At 64.9% G+C, this 8,925-nt stretch carries 8 protein-coding genes; 3 read left to right on the top strand and 5 right to left on the bottom strand.

Annotated elements, in window-relative coordinates; genetic code table 11:
- Position 1 precedes the first annotated feature (1 nt).
- A complete protein-coding gene (locus PV761_RS17000) occupies positions 2–703 on the bottom strand; it encodes a biotin transporter BioY (RefSeq protein WP_347898511.1) in 702 nt (233 codons plus the stop codon).
- Positions 704–1,029: 326 nt separating this feature from the next.
- On the opposite strand from PV761_RS17000, the gene PV761_RS17005 reads away from it, so the two are divergent.
- Positions 1,030–2,628 carry an ABC-F family ATP-binding cassette domain-containing protein gene (locus PV761_RS17005; protein ID WP_028269275.1) on the top strand — a complete coding sequence of 533 codons (1,599 nt, stop codon included), beginning with the start codon at positions 1,030–1,032 and terminating at the stop codon, positions 2,626–2,628.
- Between the two features lie 483 nt (positions 2,629–3,111).
- On the opposite strand, the gene PV761_RS17010 is transcribed toward PV761_RS17005, so the two are convergent.
- Genes PV761_RS17010 through PV761_RS17020 form a run of 3 tightly spaced genes read right to left on the bottom strand, consistent with a single transcriptional unit; the run spans position 3,112 to position 4,673 of the window.
- Positions 3,112–3,978: an SURF1 family protein gene (locus PV761_RS17010; RefSeq protein ID WP_028269273.1), complete on the bottom strand. Its 867-nt coding sequence runs from the start codon at positions 3,976–3,978 to the stop codon at positions 3,112–3,114.
- Positions 3,979–4,239: a hypothetical protein gene (locus PV761_RS17015; RefSeq protein ID WP_347898514.1), complete on the bottom strand. Its 261-nt coding sequence runs from the start codon at positions 4,237–4,239 to the stop codon at positions 3,979–3,981.
- Positions 4,236–4,673, bottom strand: coding sequence for a DUF3099 domain-containing protein (locus PV761_RS17020; RefSeq protein WP_028269271.1), 438 nt, complete (start codon positions 4,671–4,673; stop codon positions 4,236–4,238). Before PV761_RS17020 ends, PV761_RS17015 begins: the two co-directional genes overlap by 4 nt.
- Positions 4,674–4,813: 140 nt before the next feature.
- Here PV761_RS17020 and fabG point away from each other — a divergent pair, with 140 nt between their 5' ends.
- Positions 4,814–5,539, top strand: a complete 726-nt coding sequence (gene fabG, locus PV761_RS17025; RefSeq protein WP_347898516.1) for a 3-oxoacyl-ACP reductase FabG — start codon at positions 4,814–4,816, stop codon at positions 5,537–5,539.
- A gap of 152 nt (positions 5,540–5,691) precedes the next feature.
- Entirely contained in the window at positions 5,692–6,108 is a 417-nt protein-coding gene (locus PV761_RS17030; RefSeq protein WP_347898518.1) for an Hsp20/alpha crystallin family protein, read from the top strand.
- Between the two features lie 30 nt (positions 6,109–6,138).
- Here PV761_RS17030 and PV761_RS17035 read toward each other — a convergent pair whose 3' ends face one another.
- Positions 6,139–8,745: an AMP-binding protein gene (locus PV761_RS17035; protein WP_347898520.1), complete on the bottom strand. Its 2,607-nt coding sequence runs from the start codon at positions 8,743–8,745 to the stop codon at positions 6,139–6,141.
- Between the last annotated feature and the right edge of the window lie 180 nt (positions 8,746–8,925).

An 8,925-nucleotide genomic window follows, 5' to 3' on the forward strand; every position in this document is an offset into this window, starting at 1 on the left:
GCTAGTTGCCGGCCTTGCCCTTCCGTGCCGAAACCGCCCCGTTGTTCCGGACACCGGCACGGCGGATCAGGAGATCGGGGAACGCTTTGTGCAGGGCGAGTGCAATAGTGACGGCGAGGACATTCTTGATGATGTCGCCGGGGTAGTACGCAAGGTCAAGGAGGAAGGCTTTGGAAAGGTCCAGCTTGCCGTTGACCATCATGCCCAGCACGCCCAGGCTGTGGACCAGCACGATGCTGCTGGCCATGGCCGCGGCGAAGAGGAACAGGCCACGGTACTTCACGGTGCGGCGGAGGACGATGGTGGTCAGCCAGCCGACGGCCAGGGCGGCCAGCGGGAAGGCGATGATGTAGCCGGCAGAGGGGCCGGCGAGGATTCCCAGGCCGCTCCGGCCGCCGCTGAAGATCGGCAGTCCGGCGAGCCCAAGCAGCGTGTACAGGCCGACGGCGGCGAACGCCCGTCCCGGGCCAAGCGCCATGCCCGTCAGCATCACCGCGAGGGTCTGCAAGGTGATGGGCACGCCGAGGCCGCCCACGGGGATGGCCGCAATGAGCGCGGAGCCGGCCACGAGGGCGGCAAAAACGGCGATGAGGCCCAGGTCGGTGGCGTTCCAGCGGTTCCGGGCTGTTGTGGCGTCGGGTTCATGGCCTGGATTAGTGCCGGAAACAGCCTGGTTGGTGACGGCCTTGTCAGTGTGGGTCATGGGGAAGTCCTGTCGGTCAGTGCAAGTGCGATGCAACGGGGAGGGGAAACTGCCCTCGGGCAGCCTTTTCCCCTCAATTCCGACGATACGTCTCCGGCCGCAGCCCTTTTTTGTAGGGGATCCACTAATGGAAGGCGCTGGGTCTGGACGGGGTGGCCAACGCAGCGGTGCGGCGGGCGCCGGGCGGGCTATGCGCTGAAGGTCTTCCGGGACGTGCGGTGCCGGTAGACTGGTAGAGGCCGTTCTCTCGGCCACACTGCCCCGGCCCCGCCCAGACTCCATCCGCTGTGCCGTGGCGTTCCCTGTTGTGAAAGGCCTTAGCTGCATTGATTACCGTCCAGGATCTCGAATTGCGCGCCGGCGCCCGCCTCCTCATGGATCAGGTGAGCTTCCGGATCGACAAGGGAGACAAGATCGGCCTCGTGGGCCGTAACGGTGCAGGCAAGACCACGCTCACCCGCGTGCTGGCCGGTGAGGGACTGCCCGCCGGCGGCAAGGTCACCCGCAGCGGCGAGATCGGCTACCTTCCGCAGGACCCCCGCACGCCGGACATGGAGCAGCTCGCCCGCGACCGGATCCTGTCCGTCCGCGGCCTGGACGTTGCCGTCGGCAAACTCCGCCTGGCCCATGAAGAAATGGCCAGCGATGACGCCGCCGTCCAGCGCAAGGCGATGAACCGTTACGACCGGCTGGAATCGGAATTCCTGGCCGCCGGCGGTTATGCCGCCGAAGCCGAGGCGGCAGCGATCTGCTCGAACCTGGCACTTCCGGACCGCCTGCTGAACCAGCCCCTGAAGACACTCTCCGGTGGACAGCGTCGCCGCGTCGAGCTCGCCCGCATCCTCTATTCGGATGCCGAGACCATGCTCCTCGATGAGCCCACCAACCACCTCGATGCGGACTCCATCGCCTGGCTGCGCGACTTCCTGAAGAACCACCAGGGCGGCCTGATCGTGATCAGCCACGACACGGAACTGCTCGAAGCAACCGTCAACAAGGTCTTCCTGCTGGACGCCAACCGCGCCCAGATCGACTTCTACAACATGGACTGGAAGCGCTACCTCCAGCAGCGCGAAACGGACGAACGCGCCCGCAAGCGGGAACGCGCCAACGCCGAAAAGAAGGCCCAGGTCCTCTTCGACCAGGCCAACAAGATGCGGGCAAAGGCAACCAAGGCCGTGGCCGCGCAGAACATGGCCAAGCGCGCCGAACGCCTGCTCAGCGGGCTGGAGGCCGTTCGCGAAAACGACCGCGTGGCAGCCCTGCGCTTCCCGGATCCGTCTCCCTGCGGCAAGACCCCGCTCACTGCGGACGGCCTCAGCAAGTCCTACGGATCGCTGGAAATCTTCACCGATGTGGACCTGGCGATCGACCGCGGCTCCAAGGTGGTCATCCTTGGCCTCAACGGCGCCGGCAAGACCACCCTGCTGCGGATGCTGGCCGGAGTCGACAAGCCCGACACCGGCGAAGTGATTGCCGGGCACGGGCTGAAGGTGGGTTACTACGCCCAGGAACACGAGACGCTCGACGTCGACCGCACCGTCCTGCAGAACATGCGCTCCTCCGCGCCGGACATGAATGACGCCGAGGTGCGCGGCATCCTTGGTTCGTTCCTGTTCTCCGGTGACGACGTCGATAAGCCTGCCGGCGTGCTCTCGGGCGGCGAGAAGACCCGTCTGGCCCTGGCAACCATCGTCGCGTCAAGCGCGAATGTGCTGCTCCTCGATGAGCCCACCAACAACCTGGACCCCGCCAGCCGCTCCGAGATCCTGGGCGCGCTGCGCAACTACACCGGCGCTGTCGTCCTGGTGAGCCACGATGAAGGTGCCGTCGAGGCGCTGAATCCCGAACGGGTTGTCCTGCTGCCCGACGGCGTCGAGGACCACTGGAACGAAGACTACCTGGACCTCATTACGCTGGCTTAGGCTGGGTTAGCGTCGGGGTACGTTCGCTTCGCAACGCGCGCGATTTCCCGCGTGCTCGCTCGTTCCTCGCTTGGACGCACGCTACATAAATCACCCGCGCTGCTTCGCTTGCGCGTTTGTCACCGGTCAGGGCGGCGCCTTCGCTAACGTACCTGGAGTTCTTCTGCGTCCGTGATCTTCTGCAGCTTGTCCGGTGTTGCTGGACATCGAGTTTTAGTCTCCCGCTCCTGCCCAGCTGAGGTAATTGGTTATGAGCAACTGATCCAAAACGGCGGATATTCAACTTGATCGTGCCGCCAGTGGCGCCTCTCGCAGTGGGCACAAGCGAAGCAGCGTGGGTGATTTATGTAGCGTGCGTCAAAAGCGAGGAACGAGCCAGCACGCGGGAAATCACGCGCGTTGCGGAGCGCACGCAACCGACGACGCGAAACCGAGTGCGCGTTGCGGAGCGGACGCAACCGACGACGCGAAACCCAGTGAACGTTAGTACCCCTGGGCGTCCAGGATCGCGTCTTCCTCTTCCTCCGCCGTCGGGTTCTTCCGCTTGCGGGGTGCCGGGCGACGCCGGTTCGCGGCCATGGCGTACTCGGGCGTCCCGTCCTCGGCAGCGTCCTGCGCGTCAATCTCCGCATTGCGTGCCTGCTGACGGGCCGCGTACCCGAAGCCAATAAACATCAGCACGCCGAAAGCGAACCACTGCAGCGAATAGGACAGGTGTGTTCCTTCTTCCACGGAGGGCTTCGGGAAGGGGTACGGCATGGTGGCAACGGCCGGCGTTTCGGAGGCCAGCTGCCCGTACGCACCGGTTAGCACCGGGTAACCCAGCTGCGCGGCGTAGGCCGGAAGATCGATGGAGGCCAGCTGCCCGTCGGGAGCGCCGCGCTGCAGCTCCGGCTCACCGGGTTTGAGGCGGACCACCACGGTGACATCGCCCGACGGCGGTTCCGGAATCGAATCAGGACGTCCTGGAGTGTTGTTCCCGATCGGGAGCCAACCGCGGTCCACAACAACCGTCTGTCCGGTGGTGAGCCTGAAAGGGACCACCACTTCGTAGCCGGGCTGGCCGTTCAGCGGGCGGTTCCGCACCACTCGCTGGCCGCCCACGTCGTAGCGGCCCTTCAGCTCCACCTGCGTCCACTCCTTGTCGGCGTCCAGCCGGGAGAACTGTGCTTCGGCAGCTGCGAAGGGCAGGGGAGTGGCCGAGTAGTTCGACGTGACCCGGTTGATCTCCGCAAGGGTCTCCGCCCTGCGGTCCATCTGCCAGCGGCCCAGGAACACGCAGGCAGTGGCAAAGATCGCAGCCAGCAGGAGGTAACCCAGCCATTTGCTGGAGAAGAGGAAACGGTACATTCAGCTGTCCTTGCCAGGCACAGCGGCAAGATCGAGCGGCAGGGTCTCTTTCCAGAGGCCGCGGGTCTGCAGGTAATCTTCCAGCCACAGCCGGTGCTCCTCGCAGGCCAGCCAGACCTTGCGGCGTTCGGGCGTGTGGATCTTCGGATTGTTCCACAGCAACTGCCAGGCGGCGGCGGTCCGGCAGGCCTTCCTCGAGCACATGGGTGGAGCCGATTCCGCAGGCCCGGCATCGCCGCCGGCAAGGTCAAAAATGTTCATGAAGCTGCCCGTTCCTGGCCGTCGTTATCGTCTTCATCCTCGTCCTCGATGAGTTCGCCCTGCAGCACCGTGGGCCCTTCGTCCGCGTCAACGGCCGGGAATTCCGGTGCTTCGAGCTCCGCCAGCGGGGCGGCGTCAAGCAGGTGGTCGCTGTGAACCTCGGCTTTGTCGCTCCCGTTGGCGATGACCACGGCAATCCACGGCAGGAACACAGCGCCGGCAATCGGGAGGACTTTGAACCAGCCATCGACAACAAACACCAGGATCAGGCACACCATGCGGATGCCCATCGCCACGGCGTACTTGATCATCCGCACGCGCATCTCTTCCGAGTGGGCACTGGCGGCATCCGTGATGCTGTGAACCTCGGCGTCACCGGAGACGGCGTCTGGTTCACCGGACGTCGAAGGTCCGGGTCGTTTTGCAAGTGTCACGGCTGTTTCTTCACGCTCCCAAGGCTTAACCCAATTCTCTCACCCTCACCAGTGCCGCCCAAACGGAGGCTAAGATCGGAGGCAGTAAAAATCCCGCCCCTCACCGCGGTGCCCCATGCCGCAGAATCCCGGAGCAAACTATGACTGAAGTAGCATCGACCGGCCGCAGCGTCCTGATTACCGGTGGAAACCGCGGCATCGGACTGGCCATTGCCGAGGCCTTCCTGGCCAACGGTGACAAGGTTGCCGTGACTTTTCGCAGCGAGTCGGCACTCCCGGAGGGCATCCTGGGCGTCAAGGCCGATGTCACGGATGAGGCGTCCGTGGACGCCGCCTTCGCAACGGTGGAGGCTGCACACGGTCCGGTCGAGGTGCTGGTGGCCAACGCTGGCATCACAAAGGACACCCTGCTGATGCGCATGAGCGAAGACGACTTCACATCGGTCATCGACACCAACCTGACCGGCGCCTTCCGCGTCATCAAGCGGGCTTCCAAGGGCATGATCCGCATGCGCAAAGGCCGGGTTGTGCTGATTTCCTCAGTTTCAGGGCTATACGGCGCCCCGGGCCAGATCAACTACTCCGCCTCCAAGGCCGGCCTGGTGGGAATCGCCCGCTCGCTGACCCGCGAACTCGGCGGCCGCGGCATTACGGCCAACGTCGTGGCCCCGGGATTCATCAACACTGATATGACGGCGGAACTCCCGGAAGCCACCCAGAAGGACTACCTGTCCAAGGTGCCGGCGGGACGTTTCGCCGAAGCCGCTGAAGTGGCGAACGTGGTGCGATGGATTTCAAGTGATGAGGCGTCCTACATCTCCGGTGCCGTTATTCCCGTTGACGGCGGACTGGGCATGGGCCACTGACCCTTCGCACCCTTCCGGCGCTGCTCCGAGCCCTGGCCATAAGGGGACCTTCTGCCCATTACACCCCGCTCCCGCGGGTGTGTAATGGGCATACCGGCCGCGGCCTTTCCCGGCCGGCCAGAATCTGCAGCGAACAACACTAGGGAGCTATCATGGCCGATCTCAACAAGTGGGCGCCGTCGGACGTTCTGGAGCCGATCCGGCGGTTCCTTGAAGGAGACCTGACGATGCCGTCAATGCGCGTGGAACAGTTCATGGACGGAAACGCGCTCGTGGTGAGGGCGGAACTGCCCGGCATTGATCCCGAGAAAGACGTGGACGTCTCGGTGGCGGACGGCATGCTCCACATCAAAGCGGAGCGCGAAGAAAAATCCGAACACAAGGGCAAGAGCGGCTACCGCTCGGAGTTTCGCTACGGCTCACTCTCGCGCAGCGTCTCGCTGCCGCCCGGAGCCCGGGAGGAAGACGTGACGGCCTCCTACAAGGACGGCGTCCTGGAAGTCCGCGCGCCGGCGGCCGAACAGGCTCCGGCAACCGGGACGCGCAAGATCCAGATCGACCGCAGCTGAGCAGCCGCGCGGCTTCCGTTGCCGGTCGGCCTATCGGGTATGGCCGGGCCGACGGCGACGGAAGCCGAGCGCACCTGTCAGCAGCCGGGGCAGGTGGCCGCATGCAGCCCAGTAGGCCACACCTGCGCAGAGCGAGGCGGCCACTGCCAGGGCCTGGCTAACGTCTGAAAATGCCGGGTAGACCAGCCAGTGGACCAGGTAGATGTGCAGCGAGGAGCTTGCCAGCAGACCGGTGAGGCGTTGAACTCCGCGCGGTACGGGGATGCTCGGCAGCCAGATCAGCACGAGGATTCCGGCGAGGAGGGTCATTTCGCGGGCCGGGTTTTCGAAGAATCCGGGAATGCTGAGTGCCGCGATGACCGATGCCGTGCAGCGGTGGGCCCAGGTCCTGGATCGGGCAACGGCCCATCCCAGGGCGAACAGCCACAATGCCGGTGCCGTGTTGGGGACTCCGGGATCGACCAGGTCGTAGCGCGTCGTGAGTCCTGCCGCCAGGAGGGCCAGCGGAAAGAGGATCGGGAAGCGCCGTTCCGCCTTGTCCACCCAGGGGAGCGCGAGCAATGCGGTCATCCCCAGCAGCAGGTATACGAGGACTTCAACAAACCAAAAATGCCACTGGGTGGTTACTTCTTCGGGCCCGATGACGGCGTTGAGCAGGACGATATTCGCCAGGCTATAGCGGTCTGTGAGCAGGTAGGCCACTGTGATGAAGGCAACGCTCGGGACCACCACGCGGGATAGGCTGCAGAGCTGCCGCTTGATGCGCGGAACGCGATCTCCCGTCAACTGGAAGCGGGCAAAATTGAATCCGGCGACCGCCATCAGCACGTGCGCCATGCCGGGCCAGCTGAACAGTCCGACATGCGTACCGGTGATCAGGATGATCGCCACCGCACGCAGCACGATGCTCGTATCGGTGGGGGCGAACCAGCGCCTTCGTGCGGGCTGATCCGGAGTGCGGGCCTGCGGTTCCAAGTCCCGGACCGGGGTCACATGCCAGTTAGGCGGAAGGTGTCCGAGCAACTGCTCGAGTCGCACGGACGCCGCCACATAGGACAGCGAGTCTCCACCGAGTGAGACGAACGTGTCGCCGCCGGTCACGTCTGTCCGCTCGAGCGTGGCTTCGAAAATCTTCCTGACGCTGTCCCGGCCGGTGTCCTCCACCGGAGCGACGGACGGCTCCGCCGGGACGCGCTCCTGGTGCGGGATGGCCAGGATTCCCTGATAGTCCACCTTGCCCGAAGCGAAGCGGGGAATCGCCGATACGCCGCAGACCTCCAGCGATGCCCGCGGCAGGCCGATGCCCTGCGCCAGGACTTTGGCCACTAGCTGCAGGTCGTTGGAGCCTTTGACAGCGACGACGAGTCCTTCGTCCGTGCCGGCACAGGCAGCTTCCATGCCGAGGTCCGCGAGGATGCGTTCGACCTGTCCGAGGTCGACGCGGAGCCCGACGATTTTCACGAACCGGCTGCGCCGGCCGACAACCTCGTACAGGCCCGAGGAATCCGTTCTGGCCAAATCGCCGGTGCGGAGCTCGTTGACGGTCCGGCCCAAGGCGAGATCCTCATGGCTCTGCGCGTACCCGAGCATCACGTTCGGGCCGGTGTAGACAAGTTCGCCGTCCTCCAGCCCGGGAACGGGGTCGATGCGGAAGCTGCCGCCCGGGACGGGAATTCCGATGGCGCCGGGGCGGCTGGCCGCCAGGGGTGGGGGTAGGTATGCCATCCGGGCGGTGGCCTCCGTCTGTCCGTACATTACGAAGAGCTCCCAGCCGCGCCGCCGGCCCTGCTCGGCATAGCGTTCCACTGTGGCGGGCGCCAGCCTGCCGCCTGCCTGCGTGATGTAGCGGAGGCTGGGCAGTTCCATGCCGGCGAACCCCACGCGGTCGAGGAGTTCGAAGGTGTAAGGGACCGCCGCGAACGATGTGACGCGATGGCGGCGGAACAGCTCCCAGAAGCAGGTGTCCACGACAGACAGGTCCGTGAGGACAAGGCTGGCTCCGCGCAGCAGGTAGCTGTTGATCACGGACAGCCCGTAGCAGTAGGACATCGGCAGCGTTGTTATGGCGCGGTCGTCCTCGCCGATGCCGAGGTAGCCGGCAATGGACTGGGCGTTGGATTGGAGGTTGGCGTGGGAAAGCCGGACCAGTTTGGGGGAGCCCGTGGAGCCTGACGTGCTCAACAGCAGCGCCAGGTCGGGGTGCAGCTGGTGCCGGGTTCCTTCCCGCCGCTCGTCCAGCAGGTTCTGTCCGTCGGCACCGGATCTGAGGATGACATCGGGGTCGTAGGCGGCCACGAGTGAGTCGAGGGCAGCAGGTTTGTCCTCCGGGAGAAGGATCAGAGGATGGCCACCGGCTAGCGCCGCAAGGTACCCGACGACGGAGGCGACGTCGTTGCTGGCAGTCAGGGCCACGAGCCGCCGCGTGGTTCCCAGCCGAAGCAGCAAAGCCTCAACGCGTTCGGCAAGCTCCCGGTAGGTGAGGACGGACTCTGCCGTAACGATCGCCGGCCGGTCACCTCGGCGGGCCAGTTCAGCAGCGAAGGGCACCCGCGCAACGTCGGCCCGAGGACTCAGGGAGGCAAGAACGTCGGCGTCGGCGGGATATGCATCAGTGTGCCGGCTATGGATGAGGGCCATGGATTTCCTAGGTGATTTAGGCTTACCTAACTCCGGAACTGTACAGCCTTGAAGCAGTAATTAAGAAACTAAAACATGCCCTATTTATCCAGACCCTTGGCTAAGCCTCGATCCACCGGTTGTGTTTGATGGGGCGGGGTCGTTCTGATCTTGGTCCGGGTTCGGTCGATGGGCATGACG

This window comes from Arthrobacter sp. CC3 (assembly GCF_039907775.1).
In the GTDB taxonomy this organism is placed as follows: Bacteria; Actinomycetota; Actinomycetes; order Actinomycetales; family Micrococcaceae; genus Arthrobacter.

What these genes read in the sequence shown, in the direction of transcription:
- PV761_RS17035 (WP_347898520.1), bottom strand. Translation starts at nt 8,745, where the DNA reads ATGGCCCTCATCCATAGCCGGCACACTGATGCATATCCCGCCGACGCC.
- fabG (WP_347898516.1), top strand. Translation starts at nt 4,814, where the DNA reads ATGACTGAAGTAGCATCGACCGGCCGCAGCGTCCTGATTACCGGTGGA.
- PV761_RS17015 (WP_347898514.1), bottom strand. Translation starts at nt 4,239, where the DNA reads ATGAACATTTTTGACCTTGCCGGCGGCGATGCCGGGCCTGCGGAATCG.
- PV761_RS17010 (WP_028269273.1), bottom strand. Translation starts at nt 3,978, where the DNA reads ATGTACCGTTTCCTCTTCTCCAGCAAATGGCTGGGTTACCTCCTGCTG.
- PV761_RS17000 (WP_347898511.1), bottom strand. Translation starts at nt 703, where the DNA reads ATGACCCACACTGACAAGGCCGTCACCAACCAGGCTGTTTCCGGCACT.
- PV761_RS17030 (WP_347898518.1), top strand. Translation starts at nt 5,692, where the DNA reads ATGGCCGATCTCAACAAGTGGGCGCCGTCGGACGTTCTGGAGCCGATC.